This window comes from Jonesia quinghaiensis DSM 15701 (assembly GCF_000423205.1).
In the GTDB taxonomy this organism is placed as follows: Bacteria; Actinomycetota; Actinomycetes; order Actinomycetales; family Cellulomonadaceae; genus Jonesia; species Jonesia quinghaiensis.
Genome location: NZ_AUHN01000006.1, coordinates 114,430 through 139,284 on the forward strand (window position 1 = coordinate 114,430; position 24,855 = coordinate 139,284).

The 24,855-nt window shown below is 55.9% G+C and carries 23 protein-coding genes; 19 read left to right on the forward strand and 4 right to left on the reverse strand.

The genetic code is table 11. The features are described from left to right. Nucleotides 1-68: 68 nt before the first annotated feature. Together G538_RS0105930 and G538_RS0105935 are read left to right on the forward strand one after the other, a co-directional pair. Complete coding sequence (locus G538_RS0105930) at nucleotides 69-632, forward strand: AAA family ATPase (protein WP_029068596.1); 564 nt, start codon at nucleotides 69-71, stop codon at nucleotides 630-632. A gap of 158 nt (nucleotides 633-790) precedes the next feature. Further along, complete coding sequence (locus G538_RS0105935) at nucleotides 791-1,279, forward strand: methyltransferase family protein (RefSeq protein WP_029068597.1); 489 nt, start codon at nucleotides 791-793, stop codon at nucleotides 1,277-1,279. Here G538_RS0105935 and G538_RS15350 read toward each other — a convergent pair. Both G538_RS15350 and G538_RS17975 read right to left on the reverse strand, forming a co-directional pair. After that, nucleotides 1,250-1,768: a hypothetical protein gene (locus G538_RS15350; protein ID WP_157544318.1), complete on the reverse strand. Its 519-nt coding sequence runs from the start codon at nucleotides 1,766-1,768 to the stop codon at nucleotides 1,250-1,252. The genes G538_RS0105935 and G538_RS15350 overlap by 30 nt on opposite strands. Further along, nucleotides 1,765-2,265, reverse strand: coding sequence for a hypothetical protein (locus G538_RS17975; protein ID WP_169514103.1), 501 nt, complete (start codon nucleotides 2,263-2,265; stop codon nucleotides 1,765-1,767). The genes G538_RS15350 and G538_RS17975 overlap by 4 nt, the downstream gene beginning before the upstream one ends. Nucleotides 2,266-2,485: 220 nt before the next feature. On the opposite strand from G538_RS17975, the gene G538_RS0105950 reads away from it, so the two are divergent. The 10 genes from G538_RS0105950 to G538_RS0105995 all read left to right on the forward strand — a co-directional run bounded on the left by G538_RS0105950 (nucleotide 2,486) and on the right by G538_RS0105995 (nucleotide 15,432). Then, complete coding sequence (locus tag G538_RS0105950; RefSeq protein WP_029068600.1) at nucleotides 2,486-3,502, forward strand: endonuclease/exonuclease/phosphatase family protein; 1,017 nt, start codon at nucleotides 2,486-2,488, stop codon at nucleotides 3,500-3,502. Between the two features lie 99 nt (nucleotides 3,503-3,601). After that, nucleotides 3,602-4,663 (forward strand): 2,3-butanediol dehydrogenase, encoded by a 1,062-nt coding sequence (locus G538_RS0105955; RefSeq protein ID WP_029068601.1) that lies wholly within the window; start codon nucleotides 3,602-3,604, stop codon nucleotides 4,661-4,663. Between the two features lie 500 nt (nucleotides 4,664-5,163). Beyond that, complete coding sequence (locus G538_RS0105960) at nucleotides 5,164-6,939, forward strand: ABC transporter family substrate-binding protein (RefSeq protein WP_245566803.1); 1,776 nt, start codon at nucleotides 5,164-5,166, stop codon at nucleotides 6,937-6,939. A gap of 196 nt (nucleotides 6,940-7,135) precedes the next feature. Beyond that, the gene (locus G538_RS0105965) at nucleotides 7,136-8,653 is read left to right on the forward strand and encodes an ABC transporter permease (RefSeq protein WP_029068603.1); all 1,518 of its coding nucleotides are present in this window, start codon (nucleotides 7,136-7,138) and stop codon (nucleotides 8,651-8,653) included. Between the two features lie 79 nt (nucleotides 8,654-8,732). Next, nucleotides 8,733-9,692, forward strand: coding sequence for an ABC transporter permease (locus G538_RS0105970; protein WP_029068604.1), 960 nt, complete (start codon nucleotides 8,733-8,735; stop codon nucleotides 9,690-9,692). After that, a complete protein-coding gene (locus tag G538_RS0105975; protein WP_029068605.1) occupies nucleotides 9,692-11,419 on the forward strand; it encodes an ABC transporter ATP-binding protein in 1,728 nt (575 codons plus the stop codon). Before G538_RS0105970 ends, G538_RS0105975 begins: the two co-directional genes overlap by 1 nt. A 144-nt stretch (nucleotides 11,420-11,563) precedes the next feature. Beyond that, nucleotides 11,564-12,004: an ATP-binding cassette domain-containing protein gene (locus tag G538_RS15355; protein WP_051196627.1), complete on the forward strand. Its 441-nt coding sequence runs from the start codon at nucleotides 11,564-11,566 to the stop codon at nucleotides 12,002-12,004. Between the two features lie 90 nt (nucleotides 12,005-12,094). Next, nucleotides 12,095-14,002: a translational GTPase TypA gene (typA, locus tag G538_RS0105985; protein WP_029068606.1), complete on the forward strand. Its 1,908-nt coding sequence runs from the start codon at nucleotides 12,095-12,097 to the stop codon at nucleotides 14,000-14,002. Nucleotides 14,003-14,065: 63 nt separating this feature from the next. Continuing rightward, nucleotides 14,066-15,076, forward strand: coding sequence for a PIG-L family deacetylase (locus G538_RS17275; protein ID WP_157544320.1), 1,011 nt, complete (start codon nucleotides 14,066-14,068; stop codon nucleotides 15,074-15,076). Then, a complete protein-coding gene (locus G538_RS0105995) occupies nucleotides 15,073-15,432 on the forward strand; it encodes a hypothetical protein (protein WP_029068607.1) in 360 nt (119 codons plus the stop codon). Before G538_RS17275 ends, G538_RS0105995 begins: the two co-directional genes overlap by 4 nt. Before the next feature lie 375 nt (nucleotides 15,433-15,807). On the opposite strand, the gene G538_RS18155 is transcribed toward G538_RS0105995, so the two are convergent. Further along, nucleotides 15,808-16,392, reverse strand: a complete 585-nt coding sequence (locus G538_RS18155; protein WP_029068608.1) for a hypothetical protein — start codon at nucleotides 16,390-16,392, stop codon at nucleotides 15,808-15,810. A gap of 76 nt (nucleotides 16,393-16,468) precedes the next feature. Between G538_RS18155 and G538_RS17730 the strand changes: the two genes are divergently transcribed. The 4 genes from G538_RS17730 to G538_RS15370 all read left to right on the forward strand — a co-directional run bounded on the left by G538_RS17730 (nucleotide 16,469) and on the right by G538_RS15370 (nucleotide 21,369). Further along, complete coding sequence (locus tag G538_RS17730; RefSeq protein ID WP_169514104.1) at nucleotides 16,469-18,388, forward strand: VanW family protein; 1,920 nt, start codon at nucleotides 16,469-16,471, stop codon at nucleotides 18,386-18,388. A 74-nt stretch (nucleotides 18,389-18,462) separates the two neighbouring features. Continuing rightward, on the forward strand, nucleotides 18,463-19,365 hold the full coding sequence (locus G538_RS0106010; protein WP_245566804.1) for an ACT domain-containing protein: 903 nt from the start codon (nucleotides 18,463-18,465) through the stop codon (nucleotides 19,363-19,365). 4 nt (nucleotides 19,366-19,369) lie between these two features. Then, nucleotides 19,370-20,299: a prephenate dehydratase gene (locus tag G538_RS0106015; RefSeq protein WP_029068610.1), complete on the forward strand. Its 930-nt coding sequence runs from the start codon at nucleotides 19,370-19,372 to the stop codon at nucleotides 20,297-20,299. After that, nucleotides 20,299-21,369, forward strand: coding sequence for a prephenate dehydrogenase (locus tag G538_RS15370; RefSeq protein ID WP_051196630.1), 1,071 nt, complete (start codon nucleotides 20,299-20,301; stop codon nucleotides 21,367-21,369). Before G538_RS0106015 ends, G538_RS15370 begins: the two co-directional genes overlap by 1 nt. Here G538_RS15370 and G538_RS17980 read toward each other — a convergent pair. After that, on the reverse strand, nucleotides 21,308-21,649 hold the full coding sequence (locus tag G538_RS17980; protein WP_157544321.1) for a putative acetyltransferase: 342 nt from the start codon (nucleotides 21,647-21,649) through the stop codon (nucleotides 21,308-21,310). The two genes, G538_RS15370 and G538_RS17980, sit on opposite strands and share 62 nt — an antisense overlap. A gap of 145 nt (nucleotides 21,650-21,794) precedes the next feature. Here G538_RS17980 and fdxA point away from each other — a divergent pair, with 145 nt between their 5' ends. From fdxA to G538_RS0106035, 3 genes are all read left to right on the forward strand, one after another. Further along, nucleotides 21,795-22,112, forward strand: a complete 318-nt coding sequence (fdxA, locus tag G538_RS0106025) for a ferredoxin (RefSeq protein WP_029068611.1) — start codon at nucleotides 21,795-21,797, stop codon at nucleotides 22,110-22,112. A 6-nt stretch (nucleotides 22,113-22,118) separates the two neighbouring features. Then, complete coding sequence (gene dapC / locus G538_RS0106030; RefSeq protein ID WP_029068612.1) at nucleotides 22,119-23,294, forward strand: succinyldiaminopimelate transaminase; 1,176 nt, start codon at nucleotides 22,119-22,121, stop codon at nucleotides 23,292-23,294. Between the two features lie 228 nt (nucleotides 23,295-23,522). Next, nucleotides 23,523-24,824: a citrate synthase gene (locus tag G538_RS0106035; protein WP_029068613.1), complete on the forward strand. Its 1,302-nt coding sequence runs from the start codon at nucleotides 23,523-23,525 to the stop codon at nucleotides 24,822-24,824. The last annotated feature ends 31 nt before the right edge of the window (nucleotides 24,825-24,855 follow it).

Here is a 24,855-nt window from a genome sequence, read left to right on the forward strand (position 1 = left end):
GTGACCCACACCCCGACTATGAACCAATAACAATGCGCACCACGTGAAGAGCCCGCTAGGGTAGTGCGGTGATTTCCGAACCTGCTACACGCCCGCAGCGCATCTGGATTGTTGGTGTTTCCGGCTCAGGGAAAACCACCCTGGCGCGTCACGTTGCACAAACCCTTGGTGTTGCGCATCTGGAGTTAGACGCTGTTTTTTGGCAAGAGAACTGGACGTTTCGTGACATCGATATTGCACAGCAAACGATCGTCAAGTTCTGTGAACAACACCCTCAAGGCTGGGTGATGGACGGTAACTGGACCAACCGGCTCGACGGGATGCTCACCCCAGGGCAACCAGGCGGCGCTGACGTCATTGTGTGGCTCGACCACCCACGTTATGTGACAATGACACGGTTGATCACCAGGACCGTTGTCCGCAGAATCACACAAAAACCGTTGTGGCACGGTAATACTGAACGAATCCGAGGCTGGTTTAGCGCCAACCCAGACAAAAACATCGTCATTTTCGCGTGGCGGCAACACAAGACTCTGCGTGAGCGCTGGTCACCATTAGCGGCAACTGAACCATGGGTGATCCGCCTTTGTGGGCAACGCCAGGTCAAACAATGGCTCGCCACGTTGAACTAATCTCGCACCCTCGACTCAACCACCGCGCACCCCTAGCCGCCGAGATCCTACCTCTCGCACTGAAATCCTTGCCCAGGCCAAGGATCTCAGTGCCGCAACAAGGATTTCATTGGGCGCAGCGCTGCACAGTAGGTGATACTGCAAGGCAAGGAGGACCAATGACACACCCCACGATTCCGCCAGCAGTGTGGTTCATCGCCGCTGGCGCCGCGCAACACGTTTTTGCCCCGCAACGTAAAACGACCCGTCGCTCCCGTATCACCGCTAGCGTGATCGCCGCTTCAGCTGTGTGGTTCGGGAACCGTAGCCTGCAAGAATTTACTCGCCAAGGCACAACCTTCCACCCCAATAAACCAGGCAAAGCAACCGCACTCATCATCAACGGCCCCAACAGCGTGACCCGCAACCCCATGTACACCGGGTTAGCGGGGCTACTCCTCGCGCATGCAGTTGCCCGCCGTTCTGTGCCCGCTCTCATACCCCTCGCGGGATTTGTGGCAGTGTTGAACACCGGTCAAATACCGGCTGAAGAAGACGGACTACGGGAAACCTTCGGAGCTGAATACGAACAGTACTGTCAACGCGTTCCCCGCTGGGTGTCCCCGCAAACTATCCCGCTACTCGGCACGTGGTTGCGGAACCACTGACCGGTCAACCACCGTCACATCGTTGTGCCGGTACGGCGCCCCCATCTGCCACCCACCAAGAACGTAGCGTTCCCCAGAATCAGTCACGAGGACCGAATCAGCATCGAAACCAACAAGACGATGCACCCACAACGTTGTTCGCGTGCCATCCGCCGCGTGAATGTCATACACCGTTACCTGACGCTGGTTAAGCTCCTCATCCGGCACATCGCTGGGTATACCCTGCGCATCCGCCCACAGTTCCGAGCAGAGGGCCTCGACGTCACCATGAGTGTCAACCCGGTGAACATCAGCGAAGCTGTGGTCGGCGTAGTAGTTATACATGTCAATCGACGCCACCGGCTTATCAGGGCACACCATGATGGGCACTGCGCTCTTGCCGCACGCACCTAGCGTCACAATGCTCACTAGCCCCAGCGAGAGGGTGAGCGCAACCAACTGCGACAGGCAGCGATTCGCTCCCTGAGGGGTATTCGGCATTCGTGTCATGGCAGCAGCGCTTTGGGGCGTTCCGCAGTGTTGACAGCCTCACCATCGAAACCAGAGGGGACGCCATATTGGGTTTTCATCACGGTCCCATCAGGCCACACAAGATAGTGATAGCCCGGCCCCGCAAAGATGCTCGTCACCTCGTAAGTGGTCCCATCACGGAGGTGAAACCGGATACCGTCAGCATCCAACCCGGCCGCTTCTTCCGCTGTCACATCACTGGGCTTCACCGGTATATCAGTGAAAAACCCTACCCACTCGGTGATCTCCTGGCGGTCCGCCACCATGGTGTATGTGACCTCACGCGGATGATTCGCATAAAGATACGTGTAGAACTCCGCGTACTCCACATCACTAGGCCCAAAAGCTAACTCAAACTCCGTCGCAGGCCCACAAGCCGTTAAAAGTCCGCACAGAGTGCCACCGGCAATCGTCACCGCAGAACGCCACCACCAACGTGTCCCGCCCCCCACACGCCGAGATCCTAGACCTCGCACTGAGATCCTTGCCCAGGCCAAGGATCTCAGTGCTAAAACTAGGATTTCGCGGGGAAAATGAAGAACGGCGAGCGCATTCATGAAGCCCAATCCTGAACGTGAGTAGCGTGTGACGGTGCGTAACAATTTCTCTGTCATGATGCCGTGAACATGAGGAGATCTCGCGAACACAGCGTGTAACCCTCTATGTCTCACCAGCGGTGATGCTTACAGTAAGTCCGTGACCACACCTTTGCCCGATGCCAAGCTGCCCGATGCGCCACAACGCCGTATCCGCATCGTCACCCTTGCCAGCGCGATCACAATCGCCGGTGTGCTCGCAGCGACACCTCACTTCACGTTCCTTGGAACCATTGGTGGGGTGAGCATCGTGCCAGTCCTCCAAGCGATCATCCCGATTCTGTGCCTTGCTGCAGCAGTCCTCGTCCTTATTGCTCTGTTTATGCGCTGGTGGTTACCCGCGCTTGTGTTGATCGTGGGGATTGGCGCATCAATGCTGCCAACCTTGACCCCCACACCAACACTGACAGCACAGGTAGACTGCCGTGCACCTGCAGAAATCACTGTTTTCGCAGCGAACGTTCTCCAAACCAACGCTGACCCCGAGCAACTTGTTACTGCGATCTCAACACAACAGCCCGATGTTGTGGTGCTCGTCGAGGTTGATGAAACCTACCTCACGCGACTAGCTGACCTAGGTCTGTCCGCCACCCTGCCACACAGAACAGAGGCGGTCAGCCCGGGCGGTTTCGCTGGGTCCGTAATTTTCTCCGCATACCCGCAACGAGATCACGGGACAGTGCCCGTCACCACAAGCATCGTGTTTGATATGCCAACAACGGTCTTGGACCACCCGCAGGCAGGCCCCATCCAGGTAGCAGCCATCCACCCCTACCCGCCGACAAGCCAAGGTGAGGCGTGGCAAACAGCGTTAGAAGACATCGGCGATTGGCAGCGGAGCGTCACTAATCACCCACTTATTCTTGCCGGTGACTTCAACGCCGGGACCGGCCACCCAACGTTCCGGGCCGCGACGCAAGGGCTTGACCTTCCAGCAGGGTTCGCCGGGACGCTCCCGGAACCCACCTGGCCGATGGGCGGCCGAGTACCAGCCTTCACCACGTTGGACCACATCGCTGTGCGGAACCTGACCACAACCCGGGCCGGCATCCTTGACATTCCAGGCACAGATCACCGTGCTGTGACCGCCACACTCTCCACCTGTTCTACACAGTGAGATGACAGACACCAACTCACCGAGAGAAGTCCCCATCGCTGTCCTAGGGTGGAAAGAGGTGACCTAACCGGCCACCCACCTATCTCAAGGAGGCGCGCCATGAAAGCCGCGAGGTACTACGACCGTAAAGACATCCGTATCGAGGACATCCCCGAGCCCACCCTCCAACCTGGAACTGTCGCCATTGACGTCGCTTGGTGTGGCATCTGCGGAACGGACTTGCATGAATATCTCGAAGGTCCGATATTCATTCCTCCCACGGGTCACCCACACCCCATCTCTGGGGAAGATGCGCCAGTCACCATGGGGCACGAATTCTCAGGGACCATCACCGCACTAGGTGAAGGGGTTGATGACCTCGCTGTTGGCGAATCCGTTGTTGTGGAGCCCTACATCATCCGCGATGACGTTGATACCTCCCCTGGGCAGCCCTACCACCTCTCACCAGACATGAACTTCATTGGGCTCGGCGGTCGAGGTGGGGGACTTGCGGAAAAGATTGTTGTCCAGCGCCGCTGGGTGCACCCCATCGGTGACATTCCACTTGACCACGCAGCGCTCATTGAACCGTTGTCAGTAGGGCACCACGCGTACGTGCGATCTGGTGCCACCGCTGGCGATGTTGCCATTGTGGGCGGTGCTGGGCCGATTGGGCTTCTCACAGCTGCTGTCCTCAAAGCAGAGGGACTCACCGTCTACATCTCTGAAGTCTCCGAAGCGCGCAAAAACATGGCCACCTCGACCGGCGTAGCCGACGCTGTTTTTGACCCACGAGAAGTAGATGTTGCCCACGAGGTACGTGAACGCACCAATGGGCGGGGCGCCGATGTCGGGTTTGAATGCTCTTCCGTTCCTGTAGTGCTCGACATGCTCATTGACGCTGTGCGTCCCGCGGGAGTCCTTGTCAATGTATCCATTTGGGGGCACAAGCCTGACGTTGATATGCCCTCTGTTGTGCTCAAGGAAATCGACCTACGCGGAACCATCGGGTACGCAGGCGACCACCCCGACACCATCAAGCTCGTTCAGGACGGGAAAATTGACCTAGCGCCCTTCATAACAGCGCGAATAGGGCTAGACGGACTGGTGGACGAGGGCTTTGACCAACTGATCAACAACAACGAGCATCACGTGAAGATCATCGTTAATCCGCGCGGCTAAGTGAGTGCTCCTTGGGGGAGGGGTAAGTGAACTCCGTGCTGACTCGCAATGATCGAACCCCTCCCCAGGTGTCCACCAGATGGCAATGAAGTGGACAGATTTCCATGAACTCACTGGGGAGCTGTCCCCAGTGTTACAAGCATGAAATACGGTTGTAACGCCTCTACGGTGTGTCACATCGAGGTGCGTTAAGCGTTCGCCGCAAGAATGTGAGCAGGTCGATCGCCGCATGATTCGGCGGTTTTACGCAACAGCCATCCGTATGCTGAGATTCATGTTTCCCAAGTTACTAGTCAGTATCTCTTTGATAACGATGACTGTGATAGCGCACGATTTTGTCGTCAGCACGCGTTAAGCGTGTGTACCTTTCTAGTAACCCTTTGGGAGTTCCAGCACCCGGTTGCTGAGCAACACAGAACGACTCCAGTTCTTGTGTGCCGTGCAACAGTGAAGAGCGGGTGCCTCCCGTCCCTCGAGGAGGAACATTGAAGATCAGGAAGATGGCTGCGCCGTTCGCAGTCCTCATGAGTGCGTCGCTCGTGCTCGCAGCCTGCGGAACCTCGGAAGAGCCCGAGACCACAGAGACCAGCACAGCCGCCAACGGTGAGCAGGACGACGCCGGTACTACCGCCAAGGTAGACCTCGGTGAAGTCACCACCAAGGAAGACACCATTTACTACTCCCTCGGTGGAGAAGAATGGCTTGGCTACAACGGCAACACTCCCGAGACCTACTCAACCTACAACTCGGTCGTCAACGAGCGCCTCATTGAGGGCTTCATGTACTTCGGTACTGACGGCACCATCTACCAAAACGAAAACTTTGGTAGCTTCAAGTTGCTCGGTGAAGACCCAATGACCGTTGAGTACACCATCAACGACAACGTCACCTGGTCAGACGGAACTCCAGTTGCATACGAGGACTACCTCCTCGAGTGGGCAGCCCAGAAGATTCAAGACGGCGACAACCAACTGTTCAACCACGTCGGTGGTTTGGACTTCGGTGACCGTGTACCAGACGGTCCACAGGGCGAGATCGGTGGCAAGACCTTCACCATCGAATACAAAGATCCATACCCTGACTACCAGCTCCAGGTCAGCACGGCATTCCCTGCCCACGTTGTCGCTGAGCAAGCAGGTATGACCATTGATGAACTCGTTGCAGCGATCCAGGATGAGGACATTGACGCTCTCAAGCCTGCTGCAGAGTTCTGGAACGAAGGATGGCTGTCACCAACACCTGGTCAGCTCCCTGACGCTTCCATCATTCCTTCGAACGGCCCATACGTGCTGACCTCATGGGAAGCCGGACAGTCCCTCACCCTCGAGGCGAATGAGAGCTACTGGGGAACACCTCCAGCAACCAGCACACTGGTATACCGCTTTGTTGCTCCTGAAGCACAGGTACAGGCACTCACCAACGGTGACCTCAACGTCATTGAGCCACAGGCAACTGTTGACACCGTGGCGCAGATCGAAGCTCTTGCTGGCAGCGTCAACCTCATCTCCGGTGACAGCCTCACCTGGGAGCACTTGGACTTCAACTTCCGCGAGGGCAACGAAATGGGCGAAAACCTCGCCTTGCGTGAAGCATTCGCCATGTGCGTGCCTCGCCAGGACATCGTTGACCGTCTTATCAAGCCAGTCTCACCTGACGCCGAAATCATGAACGCACGCGAGGTCTTCCCCTTCCAGATGCGTTATGACGAAGTTGTGTCAGCTGCATACGACGGCCGCTACGACACCGTCAACCTCGATGGTGCAAAGGCTAAGCTCGAAGAAGCTGGTGTTGAAACCCCATTCACCGTGCGTATCGGCTACTCACAGCCCAACGCACGCCGTGACGACGAGGTTAACCTCATCAAGGAAAGCTGTGACCAGGCAGGGTTCAACGTGGAAAACGTTGGCTCACCTGAGTTCTTCTCCGAGACCCTTCCAAACGGTGACTACGACGTAGCACTGTTCGCTTGGGCAGGTTCAGGCCAGATCGTTTCTGGTCAGAACATCTACTCAACCGACGCTCCACAGAACTACGGGGAGTTCTCCTCAGACGCTGTAGACATCGCATGGCAGGCTCTTGGTTCAACACTTGACACTGCACAACAGCTCGAGCAGACCAAGATCATTGAGAAGGAACTGTGGGACCAGCTGTTCGGTATCCCACTGTTCGCTCACCCAGGCATCACGGCTTACGACGCAACACTGTCGAACGTGCGCCGCACTGCAACCCAGTCCACCGTGGCGTGGAACGCAGAACAGTGGGTGCGCGCAGAATAAGTCAGGAACCAACTGCTTGCAATAGTCAGTTGTAACCGCTTAATGCGTGAGCATCACACATGAGAACGGGGTGAGGCTGGAAACGGCCTCACCCCGTTCCTGCGATGTCAACACCCGCCATCATCCGTGGCATTATTAGTAGGTTGCGGTATGACGATCGATCATCGTCGGCGCCAAAGTACCTAAGGAAAAGTTCGTGACCAAGTATATTTTGCGCAGGCTCGGGGCCTCCTTCCTCGTCCTGCTCGGTGGCTCATTGCTCCTTTATGTCCTCACCATCAACTCCGATGACCCGCTGAAGGATCTTCGAGAGAGCAATGCAGACAACCGCGAATACCTCATTCAGCAACGCACCGAGTTTATGGGACTCGACCAGCCGTGGTACGTCCGCTACTGGGACTGGCTCACAGGGGTGTCAAAGTGCGTAACCCTCAATTGTGACCTCGGAACAAACCGCAATGGCGTCGATGTCGGATCCCTGCTCGGAAACGCTGCCAGTTCCACACTGCGCCTTGTTGTTCTAGCAACAGTGCTAGCTATCGTCATCGGTATCGTTGTGGGTATCCTCACCGCCATCCGCCAGTACTCAGGCTTTGACTACTCCGTGACGTTCCTCGCGTTCCTCTTCTTCTCACTCCCCGTTTTCTGGGTTGCAGTGTTGTTGAAGGAATTCGCTGGTATTCAGTTCAACAACTGGATGCAAGAACCGACATTCTCACCAGTGCAAATCATCATCACTGCTCTGGTCCTTGCTTTGATCCTGTCCGCTGTTCTTGGTGGTGACTGGAAGCGCCGCGCAGCAACAGCTGGTGTGACATTGGTTTTTGTGGCCAGTGCAATGACATACTTCTCCGCCGTTGAGTGGTTCCGCCGGCCACTTCTGGGCTTTGGATTTGTTGCGATCGTCGGCATCGCAGCAGCTGTGGGTAGCACCACACTCTTCGTAGGCTTCAAAAACCGTCGAGTCCTTTACTCAACATTGGCAACAGTTGCTGCGGGCCTCGTATCGTACTTCGCGTTCCGCGGTGTTATCGAAGAGCCCACCTGGCCAGTCCTCATTGGCTTGTTCATCATGAGCCTTGTTGTTGGTGGACTAATTGGCTGGTTCATGGGCGGTTACTCCCGTAAGCCCGCTGCTGCGCTCTCTGCTTTTGTCGGTGGAACCATGGCGCTACTGACTGCGGCTGATATGGCAGTTTCTCACTGGGCTTCATTCCTGTCGCTCAAACCACGTCCCATCTCAACCATCGGTTCGCAAACTCCGAACTTCTCTGGTGGTTTCTGGGAGTCTTTGCTTGACGTTGGTGCGCAGATCATCCTGCCAACCATCGTGCTGACCCTTATTTCGGTTGCCTCGTACACCCGCTACACACGGTCCTCGATGCTTGAAGTCATGAACCAGGACTACATTCGCACAGCCCGTTCAAAGGGATTGTCCGAGCGTGTAGTGATCGTTAAGCACGGGTTCCGTAACGCGCTGATCCCCATCACCACCATCGTCGCTTTTGACTTCGCAGGCCTCATCGGCGGTGCAGTCATTACTGAGAAGGTGTTTGGTTGGAAGGGAATGGGAGAGCTTTTCGAGACTGGTTTGCGAACCGTTGACCCCAACCCGGTTATGGCCTTCTTCTTGGTAACAGGTACTGCAGCGATTCTCATGAACCTGCTTGCTGACTTGGCCTACGCGGCTCTCGACCCACGTATTCGGCGGTGATCACCCATGTCATCAGCTGACATTAAGTCTTTCGTCTGCGTCATCACGCGCATATCGGCAAACCCCAACGGAGTGTCACATGTCTAACTCCCAAACTCCTGGTTCTGACTCGTATTCGATCGAGGCAGAAATCCCAGCGAACACGAAAACCTATTCGCAGGGTCAACTAGTTTTCCGTCGGTTCGTCCGACACAAGGGAGCGATGGCCTCGCTCATTGTTCTGTTATTCATCACGTTGACGGCTATCACCTCAATCGGTGTCGGGCCACTCCCGGGGTGGTGGGACAAGGACTACACGCGAGCAACTGCTGTACTTGATGGCGGTCGCCCCACCATCGGGTTCTTCAGCCTAGGTGAACACCCCTTTGGGCAAGACACCATTGGGAAGGACTACTTCGCGCTGGTGATGCGAGGCACGCAAATCTCGCTTCTCGTAGCTGTGACAGTGGGTGTACTTTCCACCATCATCGGAACCATCATTGGTGCTGTGGCAGGTTACATGCGCGGCTGGATTGAATCAATCCTCATGCGCCTCACCGACCTCGTCATTGTCATCCCGCTGCTTGCCCTTGCTGCAGTGATCGCTAAGGCGGCCTCGGATCAAGGTGTTTTCGTCCTCGCGCTTGTCCTAGCAATTGTTACGTGGACTGGTCTAGCCCGGCTTGTGCGTGGTGAAGTCCTCTCACTACGAGAGCGAGAGTTCGTTGCAGCTGCGCGTGCAGTCGGTACATCACCAGCACGCATCATCTTCAAGCACATCTTGCCGAACACAATCGGTGTGATCATTGTGTCCGCGACACTCTCGATCGCTTCTGCGATTCTTCTCGAAACGTCCCTGTCCTACCTCGGATTTGGTGTGCAGTCGCCAGACGTTTCACTCGGTCTCCTGATCAGCCAGTACCAGAACGCGTTCCTCACCCGGCCGTGGCTGTTCTGGTTCCCCGGCATCATGATTCTTCTTATCGCCCTGTCCATCAACTTCATTGGTGATGGTTTGCGCGATGCCTTCGACCCACGCCAGAACAGGAGCAAAGACTGATGACGTCACCACAATCACGCGTCCCGGTCGCCTCAGAACCCGTCCTTGAGTTCGACAACCTCGACGTCAAGTTCGGCACAGAGTTCGGAACCGTTCACGCCGTCAAGGGCATATCCATTCACGTACAACCCGGTGAAGTGCTTGCACTCGTTGGGGAATCAGGGTCTGGTAAGTCAGTAACCTCGATGACGGCGTTGGGTCTTCTCCCATCAAACGCTCGTATCGGCGGGGACATCCACGTCATCGACAATCAAGTCACCTCGATGGATGACCGCCAATTGCGGCGTATGCGCGGGAACGACGTTGCCATGGTGTTCCAAGAACCGATGACGGCGTTGAACCCTGTTCTGATGATCGGGAAGCAACTCACTGAATCACTTGAGCTGCACGACGTTGCTCACGGCCGCGAAGCTGACGCACGTGCAGTCGAACTGCTGCGCATGGTTGGTATTCCTGAACCTGAACGTCGGGTCAAGCAGTTCCCCCACGAGTTGTCCGGTGGACAACGTCAACGCGTGGTCATCGCGATGGCACTTGCGTGCGACCCTCGGGTCATCATCGCTGACGAGCCAACCACAGCTCTCGACGTTACTGTTCAGGCCGAGATTCTCGACCTTCTGCGTTCTCTTAAGGAGAAACTGAACACTGGTATCTTGCTTATCACCCACAACATGGGTGTTGTTGCGGATATGGCAGACCGCGTTGCTGTGATGTTCAAAGGCAACATCGTGGAAGAGGGCACTGCAGATGAGGTCCTTAACCGCCCGCAGCACGAATACACCAAACGGCTCCTTGCCGCAGTGCCACACCTAGGGCGTGGACCACAGCAGTTCGGGTTCGCACAGAAGGCCGTTGAGCCACTGCGTCCCGGACAATCTTTGGCGCTTGATGTTCAGAACCTCGTGGTGGAATACCAGCGCGTTGGTAAAACACCGTTCCGCGCTGTTGATGACGTTTCCTTCAGCGTGGCACCAGGCGAGATCGTTGGGCTTGTCGGGGAGTCAGGTTCAGGTAAGTCCACCATCGCACGGTGCTCCTTGGGTCTCATTCCGGCGCACTCTGGGACAGTCAATATCTTGGGTGAGGACCTTCACTCTATTGACCGTAAAACCGAAAAGGCGCTCCGTAAGCGCGTTGGTGTCGTCTTCCAGGATCCAGCATCCTCGCTGAACCCACGGTTCCCTATCGGTGACTGCATTGCTGAGCCACTTGTTGTTCACAAGGTTGGCAACCGTGCGTCTCAACTAGCACGCGTCGAGGAATTGCTGGATGCTGTTGAGCTTCCTCGTAACGTCATCAACCGTTACCCACACGAGTTGTCTGGTGGTCAGCGTCAACGCGTATCCATCGCTCGTGCACTCGTTCTTGACCCAGAGTTCCTCGTTGCTGACGAACCAACGTCAGCATTGGACGTCTCTGTTCAAGCGCAAGTGCTGAAGATGTTCCTTGCGCTTCAAGAGCGCTACCAGTTTGCGTGCATCTTCGTGTCGCACGACCTCGCTGTGATCGACATGCTGGCACACCGTGTCGTGGTTCTTGAATCAGGCGCGATTGTGGAGCAAGGTACTCGCCAACAAGTTCTTGGCAACCCGCAGCAGGAATACACCAAGCGACTTATCGCTGCAGCTCCTGTTCCAGAACCCGGTGAACAGCGCCGCCGCCGTGAAGAACGCTACCGCCTCTTGGCGCAGCTTGGTGACGAGCGTACAGAACTCAAACTGAACTGATTTTGTTGGGGTAGAACAACCACCACGAGAGGACCACGATGCGACACTTCACTGTGCATCGTGGTCCTCGTACGTTTCTGAGCGCACTCTGCACCGTTCTCCTGTTAGCTCTTGCGGCTGTGAGAGGAGCACAAAACGTGTGACGTGATACGAAGCAACAACTCGGCATATGTTCCTCAGGATCTTGCACTGGTAGAGTATTGGACGGCCCTCGAGAACGTGATGTTCCCGCTGTACGTCCAGTCAGTTCCCTATGGGGTCCGACGTCAACAAGCGCATGATGCGCTCACCACCTTGGGTTTGGCTCGTCACGATCAGCAGCGTCTGAGCCAGTTATCCGGTGGTCAACTGCAACGGGTAGCTAATGCTCGTGCTATTGCTGGAACGCCGCAAGTTCTCCTTGCTGATGAGCCAACTAGGCAGCTCGATTCGACAAGTTCAAAGAATGTGATGGACATCATTCATGAACTCAGTAGGGCGTCGAATATCGGGGCAATTGTCACAACATGCGATCCAATAGTTGTCGCACGCGCGGATCGCGTGCTTGAAATCCACGATGGGCGTGTACTGCCCGTAGGTCAGTGAAGTACGATTGCATAGGCCATCGTATGGCAAGCGCCCCGACCGCGAAGACTTGGGCGCCCCTTCTCGTACAACCCCGAAATGAGTCCCTTCATGTCAGTGCGCTCAAACCTGCGCAATGTAGCGATTGTTGCCCACGTCGACCACGGCAAAACCACCCTTGTGGACGCCATGTTGCGTCAGGCTGGTGCCTTCGATCCTCGCGCGCAAGTCGACGACCGAGTCATGGACTCCGGTGACCTTGAGCGCGAAAAGGGGATCACCATCCTCGCCAAGAACACAGCGATCCGTTACGCCGGGCCAGCTGCTCACGCTGCAGGCCACGAAGATGGCATCACCATCAACGTGATCGACACCCCTGGACACGCCGATTTCGGTGGCGAGGTCGAACGTGGTCTTTCTATGGTTGATGGTGTGGTGCTCCTCGTTGATTCCTCTGAGGGTCCGCTACCTCAAACCCGCTTTGTGCTGCGTAAAGCACTGGCCGCTAAGTTGCCCGTGATTCTTGTTGTCAATAAAGTTGACCGCCCTGACTCGCGTATTGAAGAAGTGGTGTCAGAGTCCACAGACCTCCTGCTTGGTCTCGCCTCGGACCTGTCCGAGGAAATGGACCTCGACCTTGAATCAGTTCTCGATGTTCCCGTTGTGTACGCAGCCGCTAAAGTTGGTCGCGCGAGCACTGAGCAGCCAGCAGATGGCACTGTTCCAGACAACGAGAACCTTGAACCGCTGTTCAAGACCATCATCGATAAGATTCCTGCGCCAACCTACGAGGATGACATCCCGTTGCAAGCGCACGTCACAAACCTTGACGCTTCGCCGTTCCTTGGGCGTCTCGCTTTGCTCCGTATCCACAACGGCACAATCCGCAAGGGGCAACAGGTCGCTTGGTGCCGCACAGACGGATCCGTGCAAAGCGTCAAGATCACTGAACTCTTGGAAACTAAGGGCCTTGACCGCGTCCCAACTGACTCAGCTGGCCCTGGAGACATTGTCGCCGTTGCCGGTATCGCTGACATCATGATCGGTGAGACACTCGCTGATCTTGATGACCCACGCCCGCTGCCCGTCATCACCGTTGACGACCCAGCCATCTCGATGACCATCGGTATCAACACCTCACCATTGGCTGGTAAGGGTGGCAAGAACCACAAGGTTACCGCCCGTCAGGTCAAGGACCGCTTGGACGCTGAGCTGGTAGGTAACGTGTCACTGCGCGTGCTACCCACTGAGCGCCCAGACGCGTGGGAAGTACAGGGCCGTGGAGAATTGGCTCTGGCTATCCTCGTTGAGCAGATGCGCCGTGAAGGCTTTGAGCTCACTGTTGGTAAGCCTCAAGTTGTTACCCGGACTGTAGACGGAAAGCGTCACGAGCCGATGGAACGTATGACTATTGACGTGCCTGAAGAATACCTCGGTGCAGTCACTCAATTGTTGGCTCAACGCAAGGGCCGCATGGAAACCATGATCAACCACGGCTCTGGCTGGGTGCGCATGGAATTCATGGTTCCAGCCCGTGGATTGATCGGCTTCCGTACCCGATTCCTCACTGAAACTCGTGGAACAGGCATCGCCTCGTCGATCGCTGACGGTTACGAGCCATGGTTTGGTCCCATCGAAACTCGTAATAACGGCTCACTTGTTGCAGACCGTGCCGGTGCGGTTACCCCATTTGCCATGATCAACCTTCAAGAACGTGGTTCATTCTTCGTTGACCCCACCCAAGAGGTCTACGAGGGCATGGTTGTTGGCGAGAACTCGCGCAACGAGGACATGGACGTCAACATCACCAAGGAAAAGAAGCTCACGAACATGCGGTCAGCAAGTGCTGACTCATTCGAGAACCTCGTTCCGCCACGCAAGCTCACCTTGGAAGAGTGCCTTGAGTTCGCCCGTGAAGACGAGTGCGTAGAAATTACTCCAGAGATCGTGCGCATTCGTAAGGTCATTCTTGACGCTACAGAACGTGCCCGGGCAACCGCCCGCATGAAGCGTTCCTGATCACTGACATCTGATGGTGGTGCTGTGGTGGCGGTTCGCCACCACAGCACCATCGGAGAACACATGAACATCACCGAGATCCAGCCACAGGGACATCTCGTTGCTGTGCACGCACACCCCGATGATGAAACCCTCTTCACTGGCGGCATCATCGCCCGATGGAGTGCCGCCGGGCTACCAGTCACCGTCGTGACGTGTACGCGGGGGGAACTGGGTGAATCAATCCCCGAAGATCTCGCTGACCTGCCACAGTCGCCACACACATTCGGTCGCTACCGGGCAACAGAGCTCCGCGAAGCGTTGCTCACATTGACAGCATCATCGAGCATCACGCACTTCTTTCTTGACGAACTCCCACTGCCCACCGCACAGAACCTCGATGCTTCAGCGCAGTTCACTGATTCTGGCATGCAATGGGCAGGTGAAGGGCTACCTGGAGTGTCAGGTCAGGCTACAGCTGCGCCGAATGCTCCTGCCACCGCGCTTACTCGCGGGGACCTAGATGAACAAGCACAGCGACTTTTACTCCTACTGCGTGAAACTTCGCCTTCATTCATTGTGACGTACGAGCCAGGTGGCGGATACGGGCACCCTGATCACGTACGCGCCGTGGATATTGTGCAGCGTGCCAGAGCAATAGATGGTGCTTCACCAGATGCTTCTCTGATGCAGACGCAGTTCCTCGCGTCAGTTCTCCCTGAAGAAGTAAGCCGGTGGGGGAGAGCCCAACTTGCTCACTACCCTCATGCCGAAGAGGCGCATCTTCCTGACCCCTTTGGGCCGTTACCGAGTATCAGCGCTCACCAACCGCAACAGATCTTCACAGTGAGCACGGGATCGCTAATACGCCCATTGTTGACAGCGTTGGCGACCTACCGAACCCAGGTGCACTGGGTGAGCAGTGCGCCAGAACCGCACCCCACGTTGTCGTGGCACCACCACGACGTCAAACTACGCGGATGGTATGCCCTGTCCAACAACATTCTCTCGCCGCTTTTCGACTGCGAAACCTACGCAGACCTCGGTCAGCTCTCAGCAGATCTCCAGACCAGACAGGTAGCATTTCCGCTATGAATAAACGCGCCATTGACGTGCTGTCCACAGTTTTTGACTACACACTTTCAGCAGGGCTAGGCGTCTTTATTGCGGTCTTAGGAACAACCCTTCATCGGCAATGGCAGCCATATACGCTGATCGTATTATTGCTCGCAGTTGTTGCTGCCACGATCATGCTTCGAGCCTGGAGAGGGATCGTCATGGTGGTGCCTTTTGGAGTCGCCTTAGTTGCGGTGGCACAAATTCTTGTTCAGGCAGGCCCAGGTGGAGATGTTCTTGTTCCCGACCAGCCCGTCAGTTATGTGTGGATCATCGGGTCAATAACTGCAGTTGGCATTGGATGTTTCACCCCACGATCATGGTTTCGTGACTGAACATTGACAAAAACTTCCCCATGACTTCCGTAGAATAGCCACGGGTAAATCAACCCGTCGTCAACTTTCTCGTTTCGCATATTCACGGCAACTGGAGCAGGACATGTCACAGGGCGCTGACCCTCGGCCCACCGAAGAGCAAGACCAACGCGGAAAGAGCGGAGAATCGGGTCAGCCCTCACAGCAGAGCGATAAGAAAAGCTCAGCACCTCAGGCTGATGTACCCCGTACACAATCACCCGCTGACGTTGCGAAAAAGGTAGACACAGACAAGCCGGCCTCGAAGTCAACTTCTGTAGTCTCGCCTAAATCTGCTGGAGCCACGCCGACAACTCCACCCTCCAAGGGGGAAGAAAACGGCAAACTTCCTGCTACTCAAGAAGCCACAGCGAAACCAAAAGCGCAGGAGAAGGCTCCGGCAGCGAAACCACCACGAAAATCTGCTGCCCCAATACCTATTTTGTCGAGCCCGCCACAGGAACCTCTAGGGCCAATGGCATCAAAGAAAGCATCTGCCCCGCAGGCGAAAGGAAAACCTGAACCTGCAACTGCAGACCCAGTAGGCACATCAGCCGCCCCTGCGAAAACCACCAACTCGGCGAATACGGATGCAGGCGCGGACACGGACACGAAAACCAGCAAGTCAGATCCGCCGAAGAAATCTGCGCCCTCGACAGCATCAGCAGCTCCCGCACCACAGGCATCCACACCGCCATCAATCCCACCGCGTTCACACCACACAGTGAAACGTAGCCCGGACGCTGCTGCCTCGAAGAAACCAGTTACGTCGAAACAGCAAGAACTTCCAGCACGTACAGCTGCGTCTGTGGGGTCAGCATCAACAGCATCGCCATCAACACCACCGAAAAAAACTCCAGCCGTTCCAGCAGCTGTGCCAGCGACGAAGTCGACACCTCCTGCGCAAACGAGCCCTCGTACAACGAAAGATGAGAAGCCCACTGAGACAACTCCATCAGGTTCTACCGCGTCTCAGGTAAAAGCATCAGGTTCTCCATCGTCAGCGAACAAGCCAGCGGTGCGAGAGTCGCCTAAAACGTCGCACCCTAAAGGCTCTGAACCCAAGAAGACGGCACCTAGTTCCGCTTCGCCTGCACCAAGTACAACTGCACCAGCAGTGCCAACACCGGTGCCGGAAAAGCCTGAGAAAAAAACCGATTCCGTCGCCTCCGAAAAGTCACAAAAGCCAAAAAAACCAGAGCCTACGTATGCATCTCTCGATGAGATCGACAATGAGGAAGTGCGCCGCACATGGCCTAAAGCGCTCGGAATCGCTGCCGCTTCAGTCCTAGTACTTGCCGGGATCTACGTTGGTGCGCAATGGTCCTACGCCAGCACAGTTGCAAACGGCACCACCGTGGCAGGAATTGATATTGGGGGCCTGGGTAAGGAAGATGCGACTCAGAAACTCACCGAAGAACTCATGCCACGGCTGACAGAACCAGCAGAACTCACAGCCGAAGACCTTCGGGCTTCTTTTGATCCCACAGAAGCGGGTATCACCCTCGACGCCGATGCGACAGTTGAAGAACTCATTGGTTTTTCGATGGCGCCACAGCGGTTACTAGCCCACTTAACAGGGGGTGATGAGGTTGAACCACAACTCATCATCGACGATTCAGCTTTTGCTGAGGCTTTGGAAGCCGCAGCCGTGGACCTCGAAGAAGAGCCCGTCAACGGGACAGTTTCTTTCTCCGGGGGTGAGGCAATTGCGAGTACTGCCGAAGATGGCCGTGGGATCGATGTCGAGCAGGCGAAAGCAAGCATTCTGGACGCAATTGTGACGGAAAATCGTCCAATCGCGTTGCCTGTTGTCAGTAAAGAACCAGAGATCACCCAAGAGATCACTGACCAGTACTTTGCACAAGCTCAAGAAATGACAGTCGGACCGATCACAGTGGAAGTCGCAGAGACTTCAGTGGAGATTCCGGTGAAAGACTTCACGAAAACTATTTCTGTGAAAGCTGAAAGTGCCGGGCTAGATTTTGTTTTTGACGGTGAGAAGTTGGCGTCAGAGGTTCTGGAAAGAACTTCGGGTCTCCTGACTGAAGCCGAAGACGCCCACTTTGAATTTGAGAATGGGAAGCCCATTATCGTCCCCGGAAAAGCCGGGACCCGCATCGATAGTGAGCAACTAGCTACAAACGTTAAGCAAGCAGCAACCCAACCCATTGGTGAACGCACTGCCGAAGTTGCTTTGGTTGAGTCAGCTCCACAGGACTCAGTTGAAGCCTTGGAGGCGTTGGGGGTAAAGGAAAAGGTAGCAACTTTCTCAACCCCCATCACCAACGACTACCTGCGAACCGAGAACCTTAAAGTAGCTGCTAAACGCATCACAGGGTACCTGGTCAAGCCAGGTGAGGAGTTCGACCTCCTGGAGGTTATTGGCCCTGTGACCGTGGCTAATGGGTATCACGCAGCCGGCGTTGTCGTGAATGGAATCCACACCGAAGGCGTTGGTGGTGGGCTTTCCCAGGTGGCAACAACCACGTACAACACGGGGTTCTTTGCAGGCATGACGGATATTGCACACCGCCCTCACTCCTACTGGTTTGAACGCTACCCAGCGGGCCGCGAATCGACAATCTTTGTGGGTTCGATCGACATGATCTGGCGAAATGACTCCCCACATGGTGTCTTGATGCGCTCCTACGTGGCGGACGGCAAATTGACTGTAGAGGCGTGGTCCACCGAAACATACAAGGTAGAAACCACTACCTCCCCACGGTCCAACGTCGTTGCGGCAACGATGACAACCATGACTGCTGCCAATTGCGAACCTCAACCCATCGGTAGCCCAGGGTTCACGGTGACAGTCACTCGCAAGGTCACAGAAATTGAATCGGGGGAAGTTGTCATCGATGAAGCAAACACATGGCGATACAAACCAGACAATGGTGTGACGTGTAAAAAGGCGTCGAGTAAAGACGACGACTAGCGATACACGTTGACCAACACGCCGATGCCCACCCCACGACTGGGGTGGGCATCGGCGTGTTTTCAGCAGTTACGATGGACCCAATTCACACGGCAATCCAGGAGATCACCATGCTGGGCAAGAGCGCACGCGAATCCGCCATTCATGTCGCCGCAGCGGCGACCCGCGCCGGTTGGGGGGACGGGGGTGGAGAAATTCTTGACCTTGGGACCCGCGCCGCCACACTATCCACCATTGCGTCTATCGATGCGATCAGCGCCGTCGTCCATATCGGTCACCCTGCGCAACCTGACCCAGACTTGGAACGGCTCCTTCTCACCGGTGATGACGCACTGATTATTACTGACTCGGTGAGTATTGAACCGCAGTGGGTTCTTGCCGCGCGTTCTGCTGAGTCCAGCGGAATGGTTATCGTGGATGAGGCCGGGATGCGAGATTGCCGTGGGGAGTTGCGGGCACTTGGCTTAGCGCCGCGTGTTGTCCCTTCGCCGACCACCATGGAGCAGCGGGTGGCTCTAGCTGCTGAAGGTGACTATCTCCTTGTGGAACGCGATGTGATTCCACGAGGGTTCTCCGAAGTTGCAGCTTCTGCCCGCTTGGCGCGCTTACCTGCCTTGTGGTTTGGTCTCCTGGAAGCATCCGCGGGATTGCCCGCTTTCTCCGCTCCGGCGCAAGTGTGGCTTGCTGTTGGGCCGCAAGAAGACCATGAAGGTTCACTGTTGGCTACATTGTCAGTATTTGCAGACCATGGAGTTGATCTTCAACATTTGCGCAGTGCACGGTCCACCGTTGGGCCGCACGTTTTCTTGTCGTCGTTTGCGATTTCTTCATCAACGCAGTTGCGTGCACTGCTTGACACGTTGGAAGACCGATCCGTGGAGTACAGGATCCTTGCGGTGATCCCTGGCGATTTCCGTTCAGAAGGCCCTGATGCAATTACTCCGGTGTGGGACAACGACCTTTACACGCGTCGGTGACACTGTGACAGATACGTGCGCTTTTCTTGGACCCGAAGGTACCTTCACCCACCAAGCTGCTTTACAGGCGGCGCCGCAAGGGACTCCTCTCATTCCGTGCCCTGATGTTGCTGCAGTGTATGACGCGGTCAATAGTGGGAAGTCGCGCTGGGGCGTGGTGGCTATTGAGAGTTCTGTGGAGGGGTATGTCGTCCCTTCGCTTGATGCGCTTGTTGCTGCAACGAATGTTATTGCTGTGGCAGAAACTTTTGTTGAGATTAGCTTTGATGCCTTTGTGCCTGCAGGTGAGGTGGGGGAAGCCACTGAAGTGGTGGGGCATCCGGTTGGTTTGGCCCAGTGCTCTGCATACATTGTGGAACGTGGGTTGGTTCCAGTTGCAGCGTCTTCAAATGCTGCTGCGTGCCGGGACATTAAGAATCATCAGGTGGCTTTGGCTCCTCCGGTGTGCTCTGATTTGTACCCTGTGCATCGGGTCGCTCACGCGGTTGAGGATTTTCATGGTGCGCGTACTAGGTTTTTCGTTATTACCCAGCGTGATCAGTGGACCCGCCCGGGTACGGATTTGGCGGGCGATACGTCGATGATCGCTATTACACCGCGGGCAACGGGTCCCGGTGTTTTAGCGCGGTTTGCGTTGGCTTTTGGGCAGCATGGGTTGAATATGTCGTCCCTGATTACGCGTCCGTTGAAGTCTCTGAGTGGTAAATACACGTTCATTGTGACGGTGGATTCTCCGACGTCTTCTGCGCCGATGCGTGCTGTATTGCAGGATTTGATGGCTCATGATGATGCCTTGAAAACGTTGGGTGTTTATTTCCGTCAGGGCCAACTGGACCAGGGGATTGACGAGTCCAAGATCGCTCCTGGTTCGGTCGACCAAACGAGCAGCTCGATGGATGCCGCACGTGCGTTGTTGTGGGAGGGGAACCTGTAGTGACCAAAGGTCAGGGCAAACACGTTGGGGTGCTTGGGTTAGGCCTGATTGGCGGATCATTGGCGTTGCGGTTAGCCGACAGCGGCGTGCCAGTTGTGGGATGGGACCCTGATGAATCCACCCGCGTCGCAGCCCACGCAGCAGGTGTGAAGGTTGTTGAGGAGCGCGCTGATCTCGTGCTTGGCGCAGGGATAATTGTGGTGGCTGGTCCGCTGATGGCTATCCCGCAGGTGTGCCAGTGGTTGGGGTCGGTGATTAGCCCAGAAGTCACGGTGATGGATGTGGGTTCTGTGAAGGGCCCTGTCCGCCGAGAGATGCGGGCGGCTGGCCTTGAGCGGCAGTTCGTTGGCGCTCACCCGATGGCGGGTGCGGAAACCTCGGGATTTTCTGCTGCGCGGCCTGATGTGTTGGATAACGCAATGTGGGCGGTATCTGGTGATGATGCCGCTGATCCTCGTAGGGTGTTTGAGGTCATGCGATTAATTACCGGCCCTGCTTGTGGACGTGTTGTTGTTGTTGACGATGCCACGCACGATGCTGTTGTGGCGCTGGTTTCTCATGTCCCGCATGTATTTGCTCACGAGCTTCTTGGTTACGCAGCGGAAGATCGCTTGGGCGGCTTGGCTAAGTTATTGGCCGCTGGAAGTTTCCGCGACGGGACACGGGTTGCCCGGCTTAATCCACAGCGTAATGCGGCAATGGTGTGGCATAACCGTCACGAAGTGGCGCATCTTCTTGATGACATGATCGACGAGTTGGTGGAGTTCCGCCAGCATCTTCTGCTCAGTGAGCAGTCCGTTGAGTTTGCCGAGTTTTTTGACCGCTCACAACAGTGGAGCCGTGGCGACAGTGCGCGAAACGTGGTGAATTCTGACGCGGGTGGCTCTGAGCGCTCAGTAGATGCCCCTGGTCACCTCGTTGTTCCGCTTGACCAATTAGTTCCCCGACTTCGTAACGCTGGATCGCATGGTTTATGGGTGAGCGCGGTGGCGTGGTCACATGGGTCGGTTAGGCATTCGGTGAACGCCGAGCCCGACGTGCAGGAGGTGGAGGTATGGGTTTGCCAATAGCAATGCGCTCGGCTGCGATCTGCACAGCACCGGACCGCGTCTCGAGGGTCAAACCGCTCGAATCACTCTGAATAATGACACCTAAGTAATCGGTGTAACCGTGTGTACCTCCTGGCGGGAGGGTAGCCCGGATCATGACGCGTTGCCCAATCGGCCACGTGTGCCACGGTACTTCCACTGTGGTTTCGACCTCTTCATTGTGGGAGGCGTGTGTCACATCGGAGTGTGGATCTGGTGCACCCGTGGTGTGCAGGGAATTCCCGGAGGTATCGTTGCTCATGACAGATTCCACGGTACACCGCTTCGCTGTGTCACTGGGGGAGTTAACGAACAATCGCCTGCTGGTCGTTGTCTCCATGACACTGACACAGTGCGTGATAATGGACTGTACGTTCAATGACTGCAGGTTGTGAAAGGACAAGCAAGTGACCTACGTGATCGCCAAGCCTTGCGTCGATGTCAAGGACAAGGCGTGCATCGAGGAATGCCCCGTTGACTGCATTTACGAGGGCAACCGCTCGCTGTACATCCACCCTGATGAATGCGTGGATTGTGGAGCGTGCGAGCCTGTCTGTCCAGTAGAGGCAATCTACTACGAGGACGACGTGCCTGAGGAATGGTCTGAGTACTACAAGGCGAACGTTGAGTTCTTCGATGACCTTGGATCACCTGGTGGTGCCGCCAAGATGGGTCAGATCGACAAGGACCACAGCATCATCGAAGTGTTGCCTCCTCAGGCGTGATGATCTGTGGGTTTCGCTGACATCTCCCACATAGCTTTTCCATGGGATCTCCTTCACGGTTTCAAAGAGTTAGCCCAATCAACCAACGGAACATTTGTTGATGTCTCGGTTGGTACACCCGTCGATCCGACCCCACAGGTTGTCCAAGAAGCGCTAACCGCTGGGGCTGATGCCCCGGGTTATCCATTGACGTATGGCACCATCGAACTCCGCCAAGCGGTAGTTGAGTGGTGTGCGCGCCGGCGTGGAGCCACCGTCCTTGAATCATCCGGTGTGATGCCTACTGTTGGATCCAAGGAACTGGTTGGGCTGTTACCGTCGCTGCTTCACCTTGGCGCGGGGGACGTCGTGGTGCATCCAGCTATTGCGTACCCTACTTACGATGTTGGGGCGAAACTGGCTGGAGCGACAGCGCTACCAGTCGCTCGTGTTGATGAATGGCGCGACAACCCCTCAGTGCGGTTGGTCTGGGTAAATACACCGGCTAATCCACACGGCGCGGTGATGAGTGTCGCTGAACTGCGTGAAGTTGTTGATGCCGCTCGCAGCATCGGGGCCATCGTTGTCAGCGACGAATGCTATGCCGAACTTCCGTGGACACCTGATCTTCAGCGATCGGGTGTTCCTAGCCTGTTGGACTCACAGGTCAACGGTGGTTCTCTTGCGGGTTTGTTAATGACCTATTCGCTGTCTAAACAGTCATCTATGGCGGGGTATCGGGCAGCTTTTGTCGCTGGAGATCCCAATCTTGTGCGCCAACTTGTTGCGTTGCGTAAACACCTGGGGATGATTGTTCCTGCTCCTGTTCAACAGGCGATGCAGGCTGCGCTACGCGATGATGAACATGTTGCGGTCCAGCGTGCGTTGTACGGAGCGAGACGCACCAAACTCGTGGACGCCTTGCTCGACCATGGTTTAAAGATTACTCATTCGCAGGCAGGGCTTTACCTTTGGGTAACATCGCCTCATGAACTGCCGCTGAGTTCGCGCGCTGAGACGCTTCGAGAACAGGCGAACATTGAGCTCCCAGGAGCAGGGTGGAACCTTGTGGGCTACCTTGCAGATAGAGGCATACTTGCCGCCCCGGGGGCCTTCTATGGGCCGCAGGGCGGGGATTGTGTGCGAGTCGCGTTGACCGCTTCGGATGATGCGATCGATGCCTTCGTTACCCAGCTTTGCTGAGTTTTTCCGTTAATCTATCTGGAACTTGTGATTGTTATCACGTGAATAATGGGCCTTTTGGCCCCCTGGAACTTTAATTTTTGGGCAAAGGGCAGGTACCGTCAGATACAAACAGCAAAAGTGACTGCTGCAACCGGAAACCTCACATTAGAGTGGCCAGAACACGGTCAACCGGTCACACAGCGTTTTTGCGCCTAACGACGGCGTCAGTGCGCAAGAAAGGATGACATGTCTGACAACCCACAGACACAGGTAGCTCTCACAGTGGGGCAAGAATCCCAAGAGCTCCCCATCGTCTCAGCAACGGAGGGTAACGATGGCATCGTAGTGTCATCGTTGCTGAAGTCGACCAACATGGTCACCGTTGATCCAGGATTCATGAACACCGCCTCATGCGAGTCGCAAATCACCTACATTGATGGCGACGCAGGAATCTTGCGCTACCGCGGATACCCCATTGACCAACTCGCGGAACATTCCTCCTTCCTCGAAGTTGCATACCTCCTGATTCACGGCAACCTTCCAACGAGCGATGAACTCGACGCTTTTGAAGCGCGAGTAAACCGCCACACCCTCGTTCCTGAAGGTTTCCGTACCTTCATGGGCACCTTCCCCGTGAAGTCTCACCCCATGGCGGTCATGTCGTCTGCCATCAACGCCTTGTCAACGTTCTACCCAGAGTCTCTCAATCCCTTTGACGATGACACCGTGGAACTAGCAACGGTTCTCTTGCTGGCAAAATCACGGACAATCACCTCTTACCTGCACCGCCGCCGGCACGGCGAGCCACTGCTGTACCCCGACTACTCACGCGGGTACGTCGAAGACTTCTTGCGCATGACATTCTCTGCTCCGTACCACAGCTACGAAGCAGAGCCAGTCGTCGTAGACGCTCTCGACAAACTACTCATCTTGCACGCAGACCACGAGCAAAACTGTTCAACCTCTACAGTTCGTATTGTTGGATCAAGTCACGCCAACCTGTACGCCTCGGTTGCTGCTGGAATCAACGCTCTCTCTGGCCCATTACACGGTGGGGCAAACGAATCTGTTCTTCAGATGCTCAACGCCATCGCTGACGACGGGGGAGACCCCAAGCAGTTTATGGAGCGGGTGAAGAACAAAGAAGATGGCGTTCGCCTGATGGGCTTCGGTCACCGGGTCTACAAAAACTACGACCCACGGGCAGCGATCGTCAAAAAGTCAGCAGATGCTGTTCTCGCGACGCTTGGTAAGCAAGACCAACTTCTTGAAATCGCGCAAACCCTTGAAGAAATCGCCCTCAACGACGACTACTTCATCTCACGCAAGCTCTACCCCAACGTCGACTTCTACACAGGTCTCATTTACAAAGCGATGGGGTTCGAGCCGGCAATGTTCACGCCATTATTCGCGTTGGGGCGCATGCCGGGGTGGATCGCTCAGTGGCGCGAAATGATGAAGGACCCACAAACTAAAATCGGGCGTCCACGTCAGATTTACACCGGTGAAACCGAACGCCAATACATTGGAATCGGTGACCGCAGCTAGAAAGTTTGGCAACAACGTGGGGGAATCACTG

Coding starts and splice junctions, on each gene's coding strand:
- G538_RS0105935 (WP_029068597.1), top strand. CDS start 791: ATGACACACCCCACGATTCCGCCAGCAGTGTGGTTCATCGCCGCTGGC.
- G538_RS15350 (WP_157544318.1), bottom strand. CDS start 1,768: ATGACACGAATGCCGAATACCCCTCAGGGAGCGAATCGCTGCCTGTCG.
- G538_RS0105955 (WP_029068601.1), top strand. CDS start 3,602: ATGAAAGCCGCGAGGTACTACGACCGTAAAGACATCCGTATCGAGGAC.
- G538_RS0105960 (WP_245566803.1), top strand. CDS start 5,164: ATGGCTGCGCCGTTCGCAGTCCTCATGAGTGCGTCGCTCGTGCTCGCA.
- G538_RS0105970 (WP_029068604.1), top strand. CDS start 8,733: ATGTCTAACTCCCAAACTCCTGGTTCTGACTCGTATTCGATCGAGGCA.
- G538_RS0105975 (WP_029068605.1), top strand. CDS start 9,692: ATGACGTCACCACAATCACGCGTCCCGGTCGCCTCAGAACCCGTCCTT.
- typA (WP_029068606.1), top strand. CDS start 12,095: ATGTCAGTGCGCTCAAACCTGCGCAATGTAGCGATTGTTGCCCACGTC.
- G538_RS17275 (WP_157544320.1), top strand. CDS start 14,066: ATGAACATCACCGAGATCCAGCCACAGGGACATCTCGTTGCTGTGCAC.
- G538_RS0105995 (WP_029068607.1), top strand. CDS start 15,073: ATGAATAAACGCGCCATTGACGTGCTGTCCACAGTTTTTGACTACACA.
- G538_RS0106010 (WP_245566804.1), top strand. CDS start 18,463: ATGGACCCAATTCACACGGCAATCCAGGAGATCACCATGCTGGGCAAG.
- G538_RS17980 (WP_157544321.1), bottom strand. CDS start 21,649: ATGAGCAACGATACCTCCGGGAATTCCCTGCACACCACGGGTGCACCA.
- G538_RS0106035 (WP_029068613.1), top strand. CDS start 23,523: ATGTCTGACAACCCACAGACACAGGTAGCTCTCACAGTGGGGCAAGAA.